This window comes from Vibrio japonicus (genome assembly GCF_024582835.1).
In the GTDB taxonomy this organism is placed as follows: Bacteria; Pseudomonadota; Gammaproteobacteria; order Enterobacterales; family Vibrionaceae; genus Vibrio; species Vibrio japonicus.
Genome location: NZ_CP102096.1, coordinates 1,396,884 through 1,417,708 on the forward strand (window position 1 = coordinate 1,396,884; position 20,825 = coordinate 1,417,708).

Annotated in this window: 13 protein-coding genes; 1 reads left to right on the forward strand and 12 read right to left on the reverse strand. The window is 44.0% G+C overall.

Annotated elements, in window-relative coordinates; translation table 11 throughout:
• Position 1: 1 nt before the first annotated feature.
• The 12 genes from NP165_RS06635 to msrC all read right to left on the reverse strand — a co-directional run bounded on the left by NP165_RS06635 (position 2) and on the right by msrC (position 18,919).
• Positions 2-1,918: an ABC transporter ATP-binding protein gene (locus NP165_RS06635; protein ID WP_257083201.1), complete on the reverse strand. Its 1,917-nt coding sequence runs from the start codon at positions 1,916-1,918 to the stop codon at positions 2-4.
• A complete protein-coding gene (locus tag NP165_RS06640) occupies positions 1,896-2,138 on the reverse strand; it encodes a glutaredoxin family protein (protein WP_257083202.1) in 243 nt (80 codons plus the stop codon). The genes NP165_RS06635 and NP165_RS06640 overlap by 23 nt, the downstream gene beginning before the upstream one ends.
• Before the next feature lie 10 nt (positions 2,139-2,148).
• Positions 2,149-4,272: a bifunctional 23S rRNA (guanine(2069)-N(7))-methyltransferase RlmK/23S rRNA (guanine(2445)-N(2))-methyltransferase RlmL gene (gene rlmKL, locus NP165_RS06645; protein WP_257083203.1), complete on the reverse strand. Its 2,124-nt coding sequence runs from the start codon at positions 4,270-4,272 to the stop codon at positions 2,149-2,151.
• A gap of 471 nt (positions 4,273-4,743) precedes the next feature.
• Positions 4,744-5,289, reverse strand: coding sequence for a cell division protein ZapC (locus tag NP165_RS06650; RefSeq protein WP_257083204.1), 546 nt, complete (start codon positions 5,287-5,289; stop codon positions 4,744-4,746).
• Between the two features lie 195 nt (positions 5,290-5,484).
• Positions 5,485-6,495 (reverse strand): quinone-dependent dihydroorotate dehydrogenase, encoded by a 1,011-nt coding sequence (pyrD, locus tag NP165_RS06655; protein WP_257083205.1) that lies wholly within the window; start codon positions 6,493-6,495, stop codon positions 5,485-5,487.
• Positions 6,496-6,582: 87 nt separating this feature from the next.
• Complete coding sequence (locus tag NP165_RS06660) at positions 6,583-11,424, reverse strand: NAD-glutamate dehydrogenase (protein WP_257083206.1); 4,842 nt, start codon at positions 11,422-11,424, stop codon at positions 6,583-6,585.
• Positions 11,425-11,611: 187 nt separating this feature from the next.
• Positions 11,612-11,830 (reverse strand): DUF2835 domain-containing protein, encoded by a 219-nt coding sequence (locus NP165_RS06665; RefSeq protein ID WP_257083207.1) that lies wholly within the window; start codon positions 11,828-11,830, stop codon positions 11,612-11,614.
• A 181-nt stretch (positions 11,831-12,011) separates the two neighbouring features.
• Positions 12,012-14,618, reverse strand: a complete 2,607-nt coding sequence (gene pepN, locus NP165_RS06670) for an aminopeptidase N (RefSeq protein WP_257083208.1) — start codon at positions 14,616-14,618, stop codon at positions 12,012-12,014.
• A gap of 289 nt (positions 14,619-14,907) precedes the next feature.
• Entirely contained in the window at positions 14,908-15,570 is a 663-nt protein-coding gene (locus tag NP165_RS06675; protein WP_257083209.1) for a hypothetical protein, read from the reverse strand.
• A gap of 135 nt (positions 15,571-15,705) precedes the next feature.
• Positions 15,706-17,700 carry a carboxy terminal-processing peptidase gene (gene prc, locus NP165_RS06680; protein ID WP_257083210.1) on the reverse strand — a complete coding sequence of 665 codons (1,995 nt, stop codon included), beginning with the start codon at positions 17,698-17,700 and terminating at the stop codon, positions 15,706-15,708.
• 17 nt (positions 17,701-17,717) lie between these two features.
• Complete coding sequence (proQ, locus tag NP165_RS06685) at positions 17,718-18,347, reverse strand: RNA chaperone ProQ (RefSeq protein WP_257083211.1); 630 nt, start codon at positions 18,345-18,347, stop codon at positions 17,718-17,720.
• 98 nt (positions 18,348-18,445) lie between these two features.
• Positions 18,446-18,919, reverse strand: a complete 474-nt coding sequence (gene msrC, locus NP165_RS06690) for a free L-methionine (R)-S-oxide reductase MsrC (protein WP_257083212.1) — start codon at positions 18,917-18,919, stop codon at positions 18,446-18,448.
• Between the two features lie 93 nt (positions 18,920-19,012).
• Here msrC and NP165_RS06695 point away from each other — a divergent pair, with 93 nt between their 5' ends.
• Positions 19,013-20,809 (forward strand): ABC transporter ATP-binding protein, encoded by a 1,797-nt coding sequence (locus NP165_RS06695; protein WP_257085555.1) that lies wholly within the window; start codon positions 19,013-19,015, stop codon positions 20,807-20,809.
• Positions 20,810-20,825: the final 16 nt, after the last annotated feature.

A 20,825-nucleotide genomic window follows, 5' to 3' on the forward strand; every position in this document is an offset into this window, starting at 1 on the left:
GTTAACTTTCCTGTTGCATTGCTTCTAGCTCTTCCCAGCGCTCGAAAGCAATTTCTAGCTCCTGCTCGGTTGCAGTGAGCTTATCTAAAATGGGTTGTGTCTGTTCTACGGGTTTAGAGAAAAACTCAGGGTTATTGACTTGCTCCTGTAAACTCTCGATCTCAGATTCAAGTTCTTCTAACTTCGCTGGTAACGCTTCTAACTCTCGCAGTAGCTTATAAGATAGCTTCTTAGACTTATTTTTTGCCGGAGCTGTTTTGGGAGTTTCTTCAACCTTAACGTTTGGTTTTACTGGTTGTTCCACCGCTCTAGACTGGTGCGCTTGAAGACGTTGATGCTGAGCATCATGATAACCACCCACGAACTCTTCAATAACACCGTCACCTTCAAATATCCAGCTAGTCGTCACCGTATTGTCCACAAACTCACGATCGTGACTCACCAGTAACAGCGTACCTTGGTAATTGGCAAGCAAATCTTCCAAAAGTTCCAAAGTTTCGATATCTAAATCGTTGGTTGGTTCATCCAACACCAACAGATTGTTTGGCTTAAGGAAAATTCGAGCCAGAAGCAGACGGTTTTTCTCACCACCAGATAAGGCTTTTACCGGAGTACGAGCTCGTTTTGGTGCGAAAAGGAAATCTTGCAAATAACTAAGTGCGTGACGCTGTCTACCGCCAACCATCACTTCTTGTTTACCATCTGCAAGGTTATCGATCACCGACTTTTCTGGATCCAATATTTCGCGATACTGATCGAAATACGCAACCTCTAATTTTGTGCCGCAATGTAGCTTGCCGCTATCAGGTTGCAGTTCGTTGAGTAACAACTTTAGCAAGGTACTTTTACCGCATCCATTTGGCCCGATTAGAGCAATACGATCGCCGCGCATGATATTGAAAGAAAAATCTTTAACAATCGACTTACTATCGATGCTGTAATTAATCTCTTTGGCCTCAAATACGATCTTTCCTGAACGGGATGCATCATCAATTTGGATATTGGCTTTGCCCTGCACTTCGCGTCGACTTTGTCGTTCTTCACGAAGCTTTTTAAGTGCACGAACGCGACCTTCGTTTCTTGTACGTCGAGCTTTGATGCCTTGACGAATCCAAACTTCTTCTTGTGCAAGCTTTTTGTCGAATTCTGCATTCTGCATGTCTTCAACGCGAAGCATCTCTTCTTTCTCTACCAGATAGTTCTCGTAATCTCCCGGGAACGAAGCCAGCTTTCCTCGATCAAGATCAACAATACGCGTCGCCATCGATTTAATGAACGCACGGTCGTGAGAAATAAAGATGATAGAACCTCGAAAATCTTTCAGGAAGGTTTCTAACCACTCAATCGTCGTAACATCTAAATGGTTAGTTGGTTCATCAAGAAGAAGAACATCTGGGTCACGAACCAATGCACGCGCTAGTGCGGCTTTACGCTGCCAGCCACCAGAGAGCTCTGTCAGCTTTGTATGGCCATCTAGTTTGAGTGCAGCGAGTACGTTTTGAATTCTATCTTCAAAACGCCAAGCACCTGAATGTTCGAGCTGTTCTTGGATACGAGCCAATTTGTTGATGTTTTTCTCAGATGGGTCAACGGCAATAAGATCAAGCTGATCTTGATAGATCTTCAGTTGTTGTCCTACTTCCGCCAAACCACCAGCGACATAGTCAAACACCGTGCCTTCTTGGTTACGCGGCGGATCTTGTTCTAAACGAGAAACAACCACATCTTGCGTAATCGTGAGTTTCCCATCGTCCAGTTGCACTTCTTCTGCAAGGACTTTCATTAACGTTGATTTACCGGCACCATTGCGTCCGACAAGACACACTCGCTCATTTTCTTGAAGAGCGAAGTCTGCATGATCCAGTAAAGGGTGATCACCGTATGCCAGCAATCCATTATTGATGGTAAGTAATGCCATTGTTATCTAACCAATGTTGTAATTCTTGTAAATCGAAAGGCCAGTTGATTTCATTTCCTTGGAAACTGAGCACAGGAATAGTGACGCCGTAACGAGAAAACAGTGCATCATCAAATGCGATATCAACAATATCTACTGCTTCGGCAATTCCTGCTTGCTGGCAAAGTTCAAAAGCCATCTCACAGAGATGGCATCCTTCTGTACTATAAAGTGTGATCACGTAAACCTACTTAATCCTTGTGGGTCACAATCCAACAGTTGTGGATGTGCTTATTGCGTGAGAAGTCCATTGGCAATGTGAGATGCGAGATGTTCTTCGCCTCTAAACCAAGCTCGGCCATTTTCTCGTCATCCATCTTAAAGTGACGCTTATTGTTCGAGAACACAATCGTACCACCAGCGCGTAATAGACGTTTCAGGTTGGTCATTAGCTGAATGTGGTCACGCTGAACATCAAAGCTCTGCTCCATACGTTTAGAGTTTGAGAATGTCGGCGGATCGATGAAGATAAGGTCAAACTGAGCTGTTGAGCTCTCAAGCCACTGCAGACAATCCGCTTGCTCGAAACGATGCTGACGCCCTACCTGACCATTGAGCTTCATGTTCTCTTTAGCCCAGTCTAGGTAAGTTTTCGACATGTCTACCGTTGTTGTGGACTTAGCACCGCCGCACGCAGCATGCACAGTTGCTGAGCCTGTGTAAGCAAATAAATTCAAGAAATCTTTACCACGCGCCATTTCACCAAGTTTACGACGAGTGATCTTATGATCGAGGAACAATCCCGTATCCAGATAATCGTGCAAGTTTACGATTAACTTCACGCCGTACTCGTTAACAACCATGGTTTCTGATTCTTGAGACAGCTTCTGATATTGAGAACGCCCTTTTTGCTTCTCACGAACTTTCAGAACCACTTTGTTCGCATCCGTGCCTGTTACTTGGATAGCCACACGAATGATGTCTGTAAGCCTGCGTTTTGCTTTTTCTTCTGGAATGTTCTTCGGCGCAGCGTATTCCTGAATCACAAGATGGTCTAAGTAAATATCAATAGCAACGTTGTATTCAGGCAAGTCTGCATCGTAAATTCGGTAACAATCTAGCTTCTCTTTGCGAGCCCACTTGCCGATTTTCGCCATGTTCTTCTTAAGGCGGTTCGAAAAGTCTGGAGCGATAACCGACTCAGTGACAGTGTCACCTGATGTTTGCACTGCACGTTCAGAAATGGAGTAATTCTTTTGGTGACATAGCAAAGCGCCGTTATTCAGCTTGAATTGCTTATCTGCTCGCATGCGTAAACAACTAAGCAGTTCATCCGAGCTAGAGAAAATAGACGCCTGACATCCACCAAACTGAGCTTTGATTTGTGCGCCAAATGCGGTGTACAGTGCGATCAGACCAGGGTGAGTACCCAAACGCTCACCGTATGGTGGGTTACAGATGATGACACCGTTTTCAAACTCTGCAGGACGAACCACTTGCGCTGCATCACCTAGATTAAATTCAATCAGATCTTCTACACCAGCTCGGCGAGCATTGTCTTTCGCTGTTTGTAGTACACGAGCATCGTTATCAAAGCCATAAAACTTAGCGACAACTTTTCTGACACCACGTCTTGCTTGTACTGCGGCTTCAGATTTAATCTCTGCCCAAAGCTCTGGCTCGAAATCTTCAAGGGACTCAAAACCCCACTGCTTGCGATTCACACCTGGAGCCATGTTTGCGGCCATCATTGCAGCTTCAATCAGCAATGTACCCGAACCACACATAGGGTCTAGTAGTGGCTTAGTCTCATCCCAGCCACTGCGCAGAATAATCGCAGCTGCTAGTGTCTCACGTAGAGGTGCTTTACCCGATTCAGGACGATAGCCACGTTGGTGCAAGCCGCCACCCACCATGTCCACGCCAAGAATAGCTTTGTCTTTATGTAAGCGGACATGAATTCTAAGATCGGCCTGATCTTTACTGATCGATGGACGTGGAAGATTCTTCTTATTGAAGCTGTCCACTACTGCATCTTTTACCTTCATCGCACCGTATTGGCTATTACGAATTTCTCGGTTTGTGCCTTTGAAATCCACGACAAACTTCTTAGAACTATGGAATTGGTTTACCCAGTTAACCGAAGAAGTCGCAAGATAAAGATCCATATCGTCGTTACAGGTAAATTCTGAGAGAACACGAACGAATCGCGAAGCTAGTCGACTCCACAAACAGCAACGGTAGATTTGTTCGTTTGAGGCTTTGAATCGAACCCCTGCTTGCACAGGCTTGGCATTGCTGATCCCTAGCTTTGTTAGCTCTTCAACTAACAGGTTCTCCAGGCCATTGGAAGTAACCGCAAGATATTGATGCATAGTGAACTTTATATTCTTTAGAAAATGACCTCTCATTATACCTGACATCAAGACAAATCCGTTAATCCAATAGCGCTCTATCCCCATATCCATTAGCTAATTGACCATTTATTAATCGAAAGAACCTCTGTTCTTCAATTACAGCATGGTATTTCGTAGTGAAAAATTTCCGACCAGTTTTATTGGCAAAAACAAAGAGTGAATACTTATTTACTACGAAACTGGACTATACCAACATCAATTTAATGAGTAATTTTATTACAAAATAGCGTTAAATGGGGAATAATTGAGGGATATCGCCAGCTCAAGTAGCGGAAATAAGGAAAAAATTAATAGACTAGAAGAATAAAAACTAAACACATATCACAGTGCTGATTCATAGATTTTAAGAAAGTAAGGTAAAGATGCTTTAGAGATAGGCAAAAAAAATCGGCCTTTCGGCCGATGGGAAATGAAAAAAGGAACGAAATCTTAGCCCGCCATCGCAACCAGACGGGTATGAATTTGGTGGTTAATTGGTAGCATTCGATCATGCATCACTTTTATCGCTTGACCGAATTCAAGCGATTTAGAACCTGTCAAATAGAATTCATCAAGCGATACAGACGCACACAAACTCGCGCACTCCCCGACTTCTAGGATAATAAAGGTGCCACTACTATTGGCGGTGGACAAGTGTACAAAGTCCCCTTCCTGTAGTGCACTATCGCCGTTTGATAACGAATCGAAAAACCAACTCTTGGGTTGCACTGGCTTATGGAAGCGTTTTGCCGCAGCACAGTACAATGCTAGCTCAGCCTGGCGAGGCTCTGAAAGCTCTAAATAAGCGATTTGCTCTTTATATGTCTGAAAAGCAGATGCATCATCAACAGAGAACTCATTTGTGCCAATAGCACAATCTACAATCAATTTGCGAGAAAGGTTGGTTTTGAATACCATGCTATCGCCAAGGTCTAGCATCAGATGCTCTTCCTTTTCGTCATAGTACCAAGTCCAATTATCACTGGGTTTAAGCATAGTTCCAATCTCTGATTTTATTGTGAATCCAGGTTAAACGCTTAATTACCTTTCTAAGCCATATTGCAAATACTATAAGCTCCGCAATGAAAAAAAAGAGGAAATGAAATTTCATCTCCTCTTTCCGAAAATCGTTTTTCGTTGATTATTTATAGAGTGACAATGTCACTCCAATCAACAGCTTAAATGGAATCACTACAGATTCTTGACGATATTACCTACTAATGCGGGTCCATGGTAAATGAAACCCGAATACACCTGCACTAGTTTAGCGCCTGCCATAAGTTTCTCTTTTGCAGCAACGTAAGAATCAATACCACCTACTCCGATAACAGGAATCTTATCTCCTAGCTCTTCGTGTAGTTTGCGCACGACTTCTGTGCTGCGAGATTGAACCGGACGCCCACTTAAGCCACCCGCTTCATTGGCGTGTTTCATTCCTTCAACCATAGAACGGTCTAGTGTGGTGTTTGTTGCAATCACACCATCAATATTATTCTTGATCAGAGACTCGCAGATTTGCGTGATTTCGTCATCGCTAAGATCTGGCGCGATCTTTAACGCAAGTGGGACGTACTTATCGTGTTTCTCTTTCAGCTCAGCTTGCTTCTGCTTTAACTCTGCAAGCAGTTCATCCAAAGCTTCACCGTATTGGAGTGAACGAAGTCCTGGTGTGTTTGGCGAAGAAATATTCACAGCAATGTAGTCTGCGTATTGGTATACCTTCTCCATACAGATCAGATAGTCTTCTGCGCCTTTCTCGATAGGTGTATCTTTGTTTTTGCCGATGTTGATACCAAGCACGCAATCGTATTTCGCTTTCTTAACATTCTCTACAAGGTTATCGACACCTAAGTTGTTAAAGCCCATGCGATTGATGATCCCTTCCGCTTCAACCAAACGGAAAAGACGTGGTTTATCATTACCAGGTTGAGGACGTGGTGTTACCGTACCCACTTCAACAAAACCAAAGCCCATCGCATCAAATGCCTCAATACATTCCCCGTTTTTATCTAAACCCGCTGCCAAACCTACTGGGTTACGAAATGTCAGGCCCATACAGTCGACAGGACGATTTGGAAGTTGTTGACGATAGAAAAGATCGAGAGGAGTACCAGTGAAGCGTTTGAAATTCTTAATTGCAAGATCGTGTGCCTTTTCGGCATCAAGTTGGAAAAAGCCAGTTCTGGCTAGACGGTAAAGCATCGTGCCTCCGAAAGAAAAAACCCCGTTATAAACGGGGCTGTATTATCAGATGTTTTACTGAATATTTCAATTAATTATGAGTTAAGACTACTCTATAGCTGAACAATTCAGATTCAGTAACATCAATTCGCGCAATGCCACTGAGAACTTAGCGAACTCGTGAACAGAACCCACTTTGAACTCGTTGAGGATATTATCCCAGCGTTGAAGAGACGTTTCATTCGCTTCAACCCAGTCCTCTAGTGCTTTCATTACGTCTAGGTCGTCTGATGCGCAGCCACAACTTAGCACTTGGCCTGTAAGTTGACGTTGTTGCCAATCAAGATCTTCACGGAACGCTGCTCGTGCTAACGCTTGCCAGTTGTTGTCTACCGCTTGGTTGTTAATCTGTTTTAAGAACCAGTGTAGTGACAAACGATCGCCTAGATTGAAGTACAGCTTCGCACTTTTCTCAACTGATTTGCCTTTCTCACGAGACACTGTGGAAATATCCAGTACTGAGTATAGGCTAGACAAACGAGCAACATAGTTGGCTAGTTCAGCAGCAATACCCTGCTCAATCCACGCCGCAGCCATGTCATCGTGCTCTTTCACCTCTGAAGGTACAAGCATGTTGTCTAGATCAGCTTTGATTGTCTCAACATCCGCTTGGTACAAATCAATCAGCTGATTCACTGTTTGTTTACCCGTGCGGTTACGTAGAAGCCAGCGTGACAAACGACGTAGCGTGCGACGTACATGGAACATCATGTCGTACTGAGCTTGTGTTGATGCATCATTGTCAAGTTCACGCACCTGCTCAAATACTTGTCCCAATCCGTAAACTTCACGCGCTGCAGTATAGGCGTTCGCAATGTCAACAACGGTTGCACCAGTTTCTTCTTGCAGACGAGTGACAAAGTTACAACCCATCTCGTTAACCATCTGGTTCGCAAGAGCTGTCGCAATAATTTCGACACGCAGTGGGTGGTTAATCATCTGCTCTTTGTAGTTACGGCGTAACTCTGTCGGGAAGTAACGAACAAGCTGTTCAGCATGGAACTCATCATTCGCGATTTCTGGTTGTGCCAGATCTTCCTTCAGAACCATTTTCGCATACGCAACTAACACCGCAAGCTCAGGACGCGTTAAAGCTAAGCCCTGTTTTTCACGCTCTAGCAAGGTTTCATCATCAGGGATGTACTCAAGCGCACGATCAAGATAGCCAGATTTCTCCATTGCATGGATAAAGCGAATGTTCTCTTTAACTAAAGAAGTGCCCTGCTGCTCTGTCACTGAGATAGATTCAGACTGACAGTAAGCATCTTCAAGAACAATCTCACCAACTTCATCTTCCATAGATTCTAGGATCTGATTACGCTGTTTGATCGTTAGATCACCATTTGCTACCAGTCCATTCAGGAAGATCTTGATGTTCACTTCGTTATCCGAGCAGTCCACGCCACCCACGTTATCAACAAAGTCCGTGTTTACGCGGCCACCAGTCAAAGCGTATTCGATACGACCAAGCTGAGTCATACCTAAGTTACCACCTTCACCGACAACTTTTGCACGTAGGTCACGACCGTCAATACGCAGAACATCATTCGCGCGATCGCCAACATCTGTGTGAGTTTCGCTTGAAGACTTAACGTAGGTACCGATACCACCGTTCCACAGAAGATCCACTTTCATTTTCAGGATCATCTTAATCAGTTCATTAGGAGCGAGTGATGCTTTCTTCGTACCCAGCATTTTTTGAATTTCTGGCGTTAATTCAATCGACTTAGCACGACGAGAGAAGATACCACCACCCTGAGAAATCAATTCTGCGTTGTAGTCTTCCCAGCTTGAACGTGGAAGATTGAATAAGCGATTACGCTCTTCCCAACTTGTTGCTGACTCTGGGTTTGGATCGATAAAGATATGCATGTGGTTAAATGCAGCTTGCAGACGAATGTGTTTCGACAGCAGCATACCGTTACCAAATACGTCACCCGCCATGTCACCGACACCGATGGCAGTAAAGTCTGTCGTCTGACAGTTAATGCCCATCTCACGGAAGTGGCGCTTCACTGATTCCCAACCACCTTTCGCTGTGATACCCATCGCTTTGTGGTCGTAACCATTTGAACCACCAGATGCAAACGCATCACCTAACCAGAAGTTGTACTCTTCCGATACAGAGTTAGCCAAATCAGAGAACGTTGCCGTACCCTTATCCGCTGCAACAACGAGGTATGGGTCATCTTCATCATGGCGAACAACGCTCTTAGGTGGAACAACTTCACCTTCGATAATATTGTCTGAGACATCAAGTAGCGCACGAATGAAGCGCTTGTAGCAACGTTGACCTTCCGCGAAGATCTCATCACGACCACTTAATGTGTGCTGACGTTTACAAACGAAACCACCTTTCGCACCCACAGGAACGATTACAGTGTTTTTAACTTGTTGCGCTTTTACAAGGCCAAGTACTTCTGTACGGAAATCTTCTTGGCGATCAGACCAACGTAAACCACCACGTGCCACTTTACCGCCACGAAGGTGTACACCTTCAATGTCTGGCGCGTAGACGAAAATCTCAAACGCTGGTACTGGTTGTGGAATCTCTGGGATCTCACTTGGTTTGAGTTTTAGAGACAACCAAGGTTTTGGCTGATTATTTTCATCCAACTGGTAGTAGTTAGTACGAAGTGTCGCAGTGATCATCTCCATGTAACGACGAATGATACGGTCGTCATCTAGGCTCTCTACATGATCAAGCTGCTCTGTCATCTTCTTGATGAGATCATTTTGCCCTTTTTCGCTGCCCTTGAATTTAGGATCAAAGCGTTTAGCAAACAGACCAACTAACCCTTTAGCTAGGTCTGGATAATGGCTCAATGTATCTTCAATGTACTGTTGACTGAATGGGAAGCCAACCTGACGCATGTAACGAGCATAAGCACGCAAGATAGAGATTTCTCGACCTGATAGAGAAGCACCTAGTAGCAAACGGTTGAATCCATCGCTTTCTAGCTCACCCGCCCAAATTGCAGCAAACGCTTGTTGGAAACGATCACGAGCTTCACGTAGATCAACGGTCTTGTCGCTCTTATGAAGCATTGAGAAATCAAGGATCCAGAATACTTGACCGTTCGCTTTACGTACTTCGTATGGTGACTCACCGATAACGCGTAGACCAAGGTTCTCCAACATCGGCATAACGTCCGATAGGTGGATAGGTTCATCGCGATGGTACAGTTTTAATCGCACCGCTTTTGAATCCGCAGCAAGCTCCTGAGGTCGGTAGAAAAGCATGCCGAGTTTGTTATCGTCACTCAATGCTTCTAGGCGTTGAATGTCATCAACCGCAGAGCCAGGCATGACATCTTCTTTGTATGAGCGAGGGAACGCGCGCATGTATACTTTTGATAAAGGCAGACCTTTACTTTCACCAAAGTTCGCTACAATCGCATCAGACAGGCGATCGTCCCAAGTTGAAGATGCTTCCATTAAGTTTTGCTCAATCGTTTTTACGTCTACGTCAATATTGTCGTTATCAACACGAACAATGTAATGTGTTCTAGCTAGTGGGCTTTCAGAGAAATACGTTGTAAATTCCACTTCTTTATCGCAGCCAAAGTACTGCTTTAAGATGCGTTGAGTCTGACGACGTAATTCGGTGTTGTAACGATCTTTAGTTACGTACACCATGCAGCTGAAGAAACGACCATATGGATCGCGGCGCACGAACAAGCGTAACAAATCACGATCTTGCATTTGTACTACACCCATACCCACTTCAAGCAGCTCTTCTTCTTTCGCTTGAAGTAGCTCGTCACGAGGGTAGTTTTCTAGGATATTGTGTAGCGCTTTGTACGAGTATGATCCCTGACGGTAACCACTCGCTTTAAGAATACGTTCAACCTTTTCACGGATCAGTGGGATACCTGCAACACTTTGGTTGTATACCGCTGAAGTGTATAAACCCGTAAAGCGGTGCTCACCGATAACTTTACCTTTGTCATCAAACTTCTTGATGCCAATGTAGTCCGTGTAAGCTGGGCGGTGAATACGCGAAGGTACGTTACCTTTGGTCATATTCAGTAAGAATGGCTTTTTCGCTTCTAAACGTGCGGAATCAGGAAAGTCAGATAACTTAACAGTACGTACACGCGATGGCTCAGCAAACAAGCCCAAACCTTCTTCGTCAGTTGGCTTTAGCTCTGTGTCGCCTTCGATAGAGACTAAGTCATACTCTTTGTAACCCATGAACGTAAAGTTATGGTCACCTAACCAACGTAGGAAGTTAATGGCTTCGTCAAAACGATCACGTTCGATTTGAATTTTACCCTGCAATGACTCTACTTGATTCGTGACTTCTTTCAGCTTTTTCACCATAGGTTGCCAATCTTTCACAACTAGGCTGGTGTCTTTCAGAATACTAAGCAACTCCTCTTTCAGAGAGTTCATTTCTGCTTTGTCGCTTAAGCGGTCGACTTCAATATGGAACAAAGACTGAAGTGCGCCTTCACCTTGATTAATCGCAGTGATTTCACCTGAATTGCTACGCGCAATTTGAGTTGGACCATGAAGCATTAAGTGAGACGCAAGGTCTAAACGACTTAGTGCCATCTTGATTGAGTCAACCAGAAAAGGGCTATCTGGAATGACTATCTCAACGATAGTGTGTGTGGATTGCCAACCTTGACGGCTAACAGTTGGGTTAAAGACGCGAACAGAAACGTCATCTGCACTTTTCTCGCTGATATGGTGCCAAAGACTCACAACAGCGCCATAAAGGTCAGATTCATTACGTTCGATTAAGTCGTCTTGAGAGATATTGCTGAATAAATGCTGAGCAAGTTGAGTGACTAAAGGTTGGTGAGCAAGCTCGAGTTTGTCTTGAATAAGCTGGTAAACTTTTTCAAGAAGAACCGGCATTAGTGTTTCACGCGCGGTCATATTCACACTCCACTATTAGAATATTATGTATTTGTAGGGGTTTAGGTAAGCATAGTGCTTAACTGATGTAATGCAGGGCTATTGTAAAAGCTTTATTGGTAAATCGTTAATGCTTTTGACAAGGCTGGAGGTGAAATGTTTGAGAATGTGATTAAGGTTCTGTTTAAACTTCTAGAAAACGGCTTTATCACAGAACTTCTAACTTAACAAATTTGTTACTTTGGTCAGTTATTAACCGAAAACGCCCTTTGACACCAAGCTGGCTTAAGAATGGCCTGAATCTCGATGCTGGTAACTGAAGACGCAAGCCGCTCTCTGTATTAACAACGACGTTACTGGCCACGCCCCCATAGTGAGAAAGAAACGTGTTGTAAGAAATATTGAGTGAAAAATAGTAGTAGTTCATCGTATTTGCTCAAAAATGTAGCGTTTTTATCGAACAACCCAAAATACTGTTTATACATACAGCATTTTTGATTTTCCGTTCTGGATAGCTATTTATATCAATTCTAGGCACCTCCTCACCATAGGTTTCGGGTAAAAAAATAGCACCCGAAGGTGCTATTTAGTTTAGAGTTTTGATGTACTTAAGCTTCTAGTGCTTTCGTTACTTTTTCAAAGAGGTCTTTCGCTAGATTGTCCATTGACTTCAATGCCTCTAACTCAGCTTTGATTAATGCTTGACGCTCTTCGTCGTATTTACGGAACTTGAGTAGCGGATCAATCAGACGTGATGCAACTTGAGGGTTACTCGTATTGAGTTCACACAAAATCTCACCAGCAAACTTGTAGCCTTCTCCCGACTTATTGTGGAATCGGACTGGGTTCATGTTCAAGAACGAACCAATCAAACTACGCGTGCGGTTTGGGTTTTTCAGGCTGAATGCCTCGTGGTTCATTGTCTGCTTGATAACATCGAGTGCATTCTCTGCTGGATTCGTCCCTTGCAGAGCAAACCACTTATCCATCACAAGGCCATCGTGTTTCCACTTATCACTGTAATCCGCCATCAATGCTTCGCGACAAGGTAACTGTGCACTGTTTGCCGCGCTCATTGCTGCAACTGTGTCAGTCATATTGTTAGCATCTGCGTATTGCTTCTCTGCTAGGCCGTTACCAAGCTCTGTGTGAGCCAAGTAAGCTAGCGCCGTATTGCGCAATGAACGCTTACCAATCGCAGCGTGCTCTACCGTGTATTCTGCTTGATTCAGGCTGTGGTAAAGTGCACTGAACTCATCCACTAGTGCATTCGCAAGCTGAACTTTGATCGCTTTTAATACGGTAGCTACTGCATCCACATCTACTTGCTTGTACCAACCAGACACTTCGTTATGGCTTGGTAGTGCCATCATCTCTGCAATAAAGGCTGGTTCCAGCTCTTGAGAAAGCAACACACCACGGAATGCATCAACGACAGATTCAGGAAGCTCGACTGAACCGCCATTTTGAACGCTAGCAACATTACTACGGATGTATTTAGCCAGTAACATCTGCCCTGCATCCCAACGCGCGAATTCGTTGCGAGCGTTCACCATCAAGAACACTAGCTCTTCATCACTGTAGTTGTATTCTAGAATAACTGGTGCAGAAAACTCACGAAGCAGTGAAGGGATTGGTTTTTCATCAACATTTTCAAACACAAACGTTTGAGTCGCTTCCGTCACATCCAAGACATTGTGAACTTTTTCACCGTTACGGCGTAACTCAATCACATCGCCATTTGCTGTGTAGAGTTCAACATCGAATGGAATATGAAGCGGTTTCTTCTCAGTTTGCTCGTGTGTTGGTTCTGTTGATTGAGCAACAGTCAATGCATACGTCTTATTCTCTGCATTGTATTCGCTTGTCACCTTAACCGTTGGCGTACCTGATTGACTGTACCATAGGCGGAATTGAGTCAAATCAACACCAGAGGCGTCTTCCATTGCTGCGACGAAATCTTCACACGTTGCGGCTGTACCGTCATGGCGCTCAAAGTACAGCTTCATGCCTTTTTGGAAGCCTTCTTCACCCAGCAATGTATGCATCATGCGGATCACTTCACTGCCCTTTTCGTATACCGTTAAAGTATAGAAGTTATTCATTTCTATTACTTTTTCAGGGCGAATTGGGTGAGACATCGGGCTTGCATCTTCCGCAAACTGAGGGCCACGGATAATACGAACATTGTTAATTCGGTTAACGGCACGTGAGCCCAGATCCGATGAGAACTCTTGATCTCGGAATACCGTCAAACCTTCTTTAAGGCTAAGCTGGAACCAATCACGACACGTTACGCGGTTACCAGTCCAGTTATGGAAGTATTCGTGTCCAATAACAGCTTCAATGCCTAGGTAATCTGTATCAGTTGCCGTCTGGTCGTTAGCCAATACGAATTTAGAGTTAAAGATGTTAAGACCTTTATTCTCCATCGCTCCCATATTGAAAAAGTCGACCGCAACGATCATGTAGATGTCTAAGTCATACTCAAGACCAAAACGTTCTTCGTCCCACTTCATCGAATTGATAAGCGAAGTCATCGCGTGAGGAGCACGATCTAAGTTGCCTTTATCAACAAAGATTTCTAGCTCTACATTGCGGCCAGACTGGGTAACATAGTTGTCACGTAACACATCGAAATCACCCGCCACCAGCGCAAACAGGTAAGCAGGTTTTGGATGCGGGTCTTGCCACTGAACAAAGTGACGGCCACCTTCTAGATCGCCTTGAGCAACGCGGTTACCATTACTCAGCAAGTATGGATATTCACCTTTATCTGCGATCACTTTTGTCGTGTATTTAGCAAGAACATCTGGGCGATCCAGGTAATAAGTGATACGACGGAAACCTTCCGCTTCACACTGAGTACAGAAAGCACCACCTGATTTGTATAGACCTTCCAGTGCCGTGTTCGCTTCTGGATCAATTTCTGTAACGATAGTCAGTTCGAACTGCGCTGGCAGATTACGTAGCTCTAACGCCCCTTCAGATTCTTGGTACTGATTCCAGGCTTCGCCGTTGACTTCAACGTTAACCAGCTTTAGGTTTTCGCCATCAAGCGTTAGCGTGGTGTCATCTTTTAGTTGTTTTACCTGAGAGATCGCTGTCACGACCGTGTTGTTGTCAAACAGGTCAAAGGTCAAATCCAAATCAGTAATAGTGTGAGACGGTGATTGATAATCTTTACGATATTTGGCTTGTGGAGTCTGAGCCATGTCTAAATCCTTCTGACTGTATAGTGGAGAGCACACTTATGCGAATACAGATGAATAGGCACTGTTTGAGGACGCCCTCAACCCACTCATCCATTGAGAAACGGCATAAGTGTAAAAAGTAAAGTTAAAACTTCACTCACAAATTGGTTGTTAGCTTACCTCTCTGAACAGAAAAAAACGAGGTATTATCATTAAATACCTCGCATTTTCGCTAACATAAAATGAAAAAATGAATCATTTGTCTACTAGTACGCCATGCTACAAACAAACGACCTTTGTTAACTTTCACTCACCTGATACGGTTTAGGACAGCATACATTGAGCCTTTCTCTTCACCTAAAGTAAGTGTATCGCGATTGAGAACATAACGTGTATCATGCTCACCATTCTCATAAAGTAAGACAAGATGATCCCCTTCTGTATAGTAAACACCTTGATGAATGGACTCCTCACCGCGTGCATTGCTCACTCTAAAAGTAAATACGAAATCCGGCTGAAGAAGTAAGTCCATGCGATGCACTTTACTCGCTAAAAGGTCATCTCCACCTAAACGAGCACTTGACCACAATCCAGCTAATGAGTTTGACAGTGCTTTGGTAAAGGTGACGCCGTTGAGTATCAATAAATTATGATTGGCCATGTATTGATAAGTTTGAGGCTCGCTCGTATTTAGGCCAAGTACTATTGTGTCGTCATCCGCACTGTACATTCCTTCCCAATGATCAACGGTGTAGTCTCGCTTCTGAATATCAATCATAAAGCCATAACTTGAATCGAGCGAAAGCTTGATCGCCAAAAAGTTCTCTTTACTCTCTCCAGGATTTGGGTTGATGAGATACCAATCACCCAATAGAAAAGGTTGATCAAACTGGGATAAGTCTGCGTTGTCCCTAGCCGGGCTTGCCCAGACCGACACACTAAACAAAATACAAATAATTCCTATCCATCGCATACTTCGCCCTCGCACTTTTTCCTATAAGCATAGGCAGTGCCTTTGCATTTTGCGAAATAATTGACCTTAATCACAATAATAATGAACATAAAAAAAGCGAGCTATTACAGCTCGCTTTTTAACTTTCTGATTTTTCTACTTAATCATGTCAAGCATGATCTCTACAGATTCATCCAGATAGGCGTCTGGCGCTTCATAGTCTTTTGGCACGTCATCCAGAGACTTGTAGGCCTTTCCACCTTGCGCTTTTTGACGTTGATTGATACGAGCCAAACGCTCTTGATCAGATTTGTCATTTTCAGCTTTGCGAGTCTTTTCATTCAAAGACAGCTCGTTATCGTCTTTTTCTGCTTTATATCTTTCGATATCTTCAGCAATTAAACGAAACTCAAGATCGTTCGCAATGCGCGCTCTGTGTTTTGCATCTAACTTCGCAATAAGTTTATCGTTACGCTGTAACTCTTTGTATTTTGCGCGGTCGATACTATCCCAAGGCAGTGCATTATCTTCAACACTTTCACCCGTTTCACTCGCATCAATCGGTGTAGGGAACGCAATATCTGGGGCTACCCCTTTATTCTGCGTACTCCCACCGTTAATTCGATAGAACTTTTGAATCGTGTATTGAACATACCCTAGCGGCTGTTCAAAGAGATCGTAAATTTTGCTCAGAGTTCGATGCTGCTGAACCGTCCCTTTACCGAAAGAGTTCTCGCCAAGCACTACACCGCGACCGTAGTCTTGCATCGCTGCCGCGAAAATTTCTGACGCCGATGCGCTATATCGGTTAATCAAAACCGCTAGCGGCCCTTCATAACTGATCTTGCCATCAACATCCGAGTTCACTTTCACACGGCCATAGCTATCCCGAACTTGAACAATAGGACCACTCGTTATAAACAAACCGGAAAGTGCCGTCGCTTCTGTTAACGCGCCACCACCATTGTTGCGCAGATCAACAATAATGCCGTCTACACCTTGCTGTTTAAGGTCAGTAATCAACTTGTCTGTGTCGTTTGAAAGTCCAACGTAAAAGCTTGGTACCTCAAGAACACCAATCTTTTTGCCGCCCTTTTCTATTACTTCAGACTTAACAGCTCGGTCTTCGAGACGGATCTTGTCACGAACAATGGTAACCACCTCTGCTTTCGTATCATTACCTTCTGGCAAGATTTGCAGATACACCTTCGTGCCTTTTGGACCTTTGATCAATTGAACAACGTCATCCAATCGCCAACCGATAACATCGACAATATCCTCGCCGTCTTGGCCGACACCGATGATGCGATCACCTTCCGACAACCGTTTACTCTTGGAAGCAGGGCCACCAGCGACGAGTGAACGAATGACGGTATAGTCTTCTGTCATCTGCAAAACAGCACCAATCCCTTCAAGAGACAGGTTCATTTCAGTTTGGAATTGATCCGCACTTCTTGGTGATAAATAACTGGTATGAGGATCGATTTCGCGAGAAAAGGCGTTCATATAGAGCTGGAACGCGTCTTCATCACGAGCTTGGCTCAGACGTTTAAGCGCATTGTTGTAACGCTTGCCCAAGACGTCTTTAATCTCATCCCAGTTCTTACCCGTCATCTTAAGGTTAAGCGCATCATATTTGACGCGTTTTCGCCAAAGCTCATCTAACTCTGCCGTATCTTTTGGCCAAGGCGCTTTACTACGATCTAATTCGATGGTCTCGTCGATATCAAAATGCATCTCTTTGTCTAAAAGAGATAAAGCATATCGGAAACGCTCATAGCGTCTCTTTATAGAGAGATTGTAGATATCAAAGGCAATCTGGTTTTTGCCAGTTTTCAGCTGGTCATCCAGTCTTGTTGACCACATAGCGAAAGAATCGATATCTTGCTGAGTGAACACATTTCGACTGAAATCAAGCAACTCTATATATCGATCGAATGTGGCTTTCGATAACTGGTCATCAAGAGAGAAATGCTTGTAGTGAGAAGTTCTAAAAAAAGACGTGACACGTTTACTGGCTGTCTCGTGCTGAACTTCAGGAGAAAGTGAAGGTAAGTCTTTTAGACCGATGTTTGCTTCAATAGCATGGGCTGAAAAAGCTGCTAGCGATAAGCTAGCAGCGATCAGCGACAATTTTGAACGGCATTTCATGCGTAGGAGTATCTCCTTTAAGCGCGTAAGTGCTCCGCTTTTACAACCATTTGCAGGCCGTTAGTCAGTTGAACACGCACGTCTTCCTTGTTAATTTCAACGATAGTTGCAGCCATATTTCCTTTGCCCATGTTCACGTTCACTTGTTTGCCAACTGTCATTTCGTCAGCATTTAGTGCGCGCGTCTCTACTGGTGCTGCGGCTTTTTGCGCTTTATTTTGTTGCGGGCGACGGCCTTGTGGCTTTTTAGCCGCTGGCTTAGCCTTTTGTTTACCTTCTTCGCGAGCTTTCTGAGCTTGCTCTTTACGACGAGCCTGCACTTTCGCCTTGCTTTCTGCTAGTGCAACCTTTGCGTGCTCTACGTGTTCTTCTTCTAGTTCACCAGCTGGATTACCATCTAGGTCTACACGTGTTGCGCCTGGTTTAACACCGTGTAGGTAGCGCCATGATGATGTGTACTGTCTTAACGCTGCACGAAGTTGAGTTTTACTTACTTTAGGATCATCACTTAGACGTTCCGCAAGATCTTGAAAGATACCAATTTTAAGTGGTTTTGCTTCACCTTCTAAAGTAAAGCACTTAGGGAAACATTCAGCAATGTATGTGATAACTTCTTTGCTGTTTTTTAACTTTTCAGTGTTTTCCATGAGGATTCCTGGTTATTGCGGCCTGCCCGCGAGCATTAAGATAAATATTTCAGGTATTATAGTGACCTGTATACGAAAAACCACTGTGAAGAGGCAATTTATGCCTTGATAGCGTGTGAATTAAGCAGCTTTTCCACTTCGCTCATTAAAAATGTTAAACCTTGCTCATCAATCTCGCTAAATCTGCCTATATTTGGGCTGTCAATATCTAATACACCAGCAATCTTTCCATTGATAGAAAATGGAACAACAATCTCAGAGTTACTCGCAGCATCACACGCGATGTGCCCTTCGAACTCATGAACATCGTAAACACGCTGAACACTATTTTGTGCAACCGCCGTACCGCATACGCCACGACCTACAGGAATTCTTACGCACGCTGGCTTTCCCTGAAATGGACCTAACACCAATTCGTCCTCTTTCATCAAGTAAAAGCCCACCCAATTGAGTTGTTCTAACTCCATATTGAGTAACGCGCTAAGGTTAGAAAGGTTAGCAATCAGATCGGTTTCGTCTTCCAAAAGTGCAATCGCTTGTTTGGTTAAACGCTGGTATTGTTCAAATGTCATTGTTACTGCTGTTCCATGTTTAAATTTCGAGACATCCTTAGTCAATTTACGTAAAATCGACCTTATTCATAAATAGGAATCATTCTCATAGTGATAAATAATAGTCCGAACACTATTAGCCGTTCTTGGTTGATAACACAAGCAAAAAAACATAAAGCCAAACTGATTGGGGCTAACATTATTGCCGTCATCGCGACGTTGATTAGCGTGCCCATTCCTCTTTTAATGCCTTTGATGGTTGATGAAATACTTCTCGATCAACCTGGTCAGGGGCTGGCGGCCATGAACTTAGTGTTACCTGAGTCTCTACAGACTCCGACTGGATATATCTTTTTAACACTTTTCCTCGTCATACTCATGCGTAGCGTCAGCCAGGCGCTGAACATTCTACAAAACAGGCAGTTTACCCTTGTCTCCAAGACCATCACTTATCAGATGCGTAGCAAAATGATTGATAAGTTAGGTCGTATTAGCATTCGTCAGTATGAAACGCGCGGTAGTGGCAGTATTAACTCTCACCTTGTGACTGACATTGAAACGATCGACCAATTTATTGGTTCCACATTAAGTAAATTCATCATCGGATTTCTCACCGTTGCGGGGACGGCTGCGGTATTGCTCTGGTTAGATTGGCGCTTAGGACTCTTCATTCTATTAGTAAACCCAATAGTCATTTACTTTTCCCGCATGCTAGGCAGCAAAGTAAAGCACCTGAAAAAGAAAGAAAACCAATCGTTTGAAAAATTCCAAAATCGTTTAGTCGAAACATTAGATGGTATTTATCAGCTTCGTGCCGCTAACAGAGAAAAAGAGTTCCTAGAGCAACTGAAAAAGCAGGCGGATGATATCCGAGTCGATGCAGATAAATACGCTTGGCAAACAGAAGCCGCTGGTCGCATCTCTTTTTTGCTCTTCTTGCTCGGTTTTGAGCTATTTCGCGCGGTTGCCATGCTTATGGTGCTCTTTAGCGATCTGACTATTGGCCAAATTTTTGCCGTCTTTGGCTACCTTTGGTTCATGCTCACTCCAGTTCAGGAACTCTTAGGCATTCAGTTTGCTTGGTACAGCGCAAAAGCTGCGATGGGCAGAATTAATCTGCTGCTCGATCTGGAAGAAGAACGTAGGCCACCAAGTAAAGTGAACCCATTTAAAGAAGGACGTGAAGTCGATGTCGACATTGACAACGTCTGTTTCTCGTACAACGAAGAGCATCAGATTTTCAACAACTTGAACCTCCACATCCCCGCAGGGAAAAAAGTGGCGCTGGTTGGTGCAAGTGGTGGCGGCAAATCAACTTTAATTCAATTACTTATCGGTGTGTATCGCGCCAATTCAGGAACCATCCGCTTTAATGGCGAGACAGTCGATGACATCAGTTTTGATGTAATCCGTGACCAGATAGCCGTTGTATTACAACAACCTATACTATTTAATGACACTTTGAGGCATAATCTCACGCTTGGTGCGCACTATGATGATTTAAAGCTATGGCATGCGCTCGAGGTTGCTCAGCTGCAAGATGTGATCAATCAGTTGAGCGATGGACTCGACACACAGATTGGTCGCAATGGGATTCGGCTATCCGGCGGTCAACGACAACGCCTAGCTATCGCTAGAATGATATTGAACGATCCTCAATTTGTCATACTTGATGAAGCGACCTCTGCGTTAGATACCGCTACTGAGGCTGCGCTACATAAAGCACTCACCGAATTTCTGAAAGGGCGTACAACACTTATTGTTGCTCACCGACTTTCGGCGGTAAAACAAGCAGACATCATCTATGTATTAGAAGATGGACAAGTGACACAAGCGGGAACTCATGGAGAGTTGGTTGAACAAGAAGGTTTATATCAAACCCTATATGGCAGTGTGCAATCACACAGCTAAGCCTCGTTGTGCCATT

Coding starts and splice junctions, on each gene's coding strand:
- pepN (WP_257083208.1), bottom strand. CDS start 14,618: ATGGCTCAGACTCCACAAGCCAAATATCGTAAAGATTATCAATCACCG.
- prc (WP_257083210.1), bottom strand. CDS start 17,700: ATGAAATGCCGTTCAAAATTGTCGCTGATCGCTGCTAGCTTATCGCTA.
- NP165_RS06660 (WP_257083206.1), bottom strand. CDS start 11,424: ATGACCGCGCGTGAAACACTAATGCCGGTTCTTCTTGAAAAAGTTTAC.
- rlmKL (WP_257083203.1), bottom strand. CDS start 4,272: ATGCATCAATATCTTGCGGTTACTTCCAATGGCCTGGAGAACCTGTTA.
- pyrD (WP_257083205.1), bottom strand. CDS start 6,495: ATGCTTTACCGTCTAGCCAGAACTGGCTTTTTCCAACTTGATGCCGAA.
- NP165_RS06650 (WP_257083204.1), bottom strand. CDS start 5,289: ATGCTTAAACCCAGTGATAATTGGACTTGGTACTATGACGAAAAGGAA.
- proQ (WP_257083211.1), bottom strand. CDS start 18,347: ATGGAAAACACTGAAAAGTTAAAAAACAGCAAAGAAGTTATCACATAC.
- NP165_RS06675 (WP_257083209.1), bottom strand. CDS start 15,570: ATGCGATGGATAGGAATTATTTGTATTTTGTTTAGTGTGTCGGTCTGG.
- NP165_RS06635 (WP_257083201.1), bottom strand. CDS start 1,918: ATGGCATTACTTACCATCAATAATGGATTGCTGGCATACGGTGATCAC.
- NP165_RS06665 (WP_257083207.1), bottom strand. CDS start 11,830: ATGAACTACTACTATTTTTCACTCAATATTTCTTACAACACGTTTCTT.
- msrC (WP_257083212.1), bottom strand. CDS start 18,919: ATGACATTTGAACAATACCAGCGTTTAACCAAACAAGCGATTGCACTT.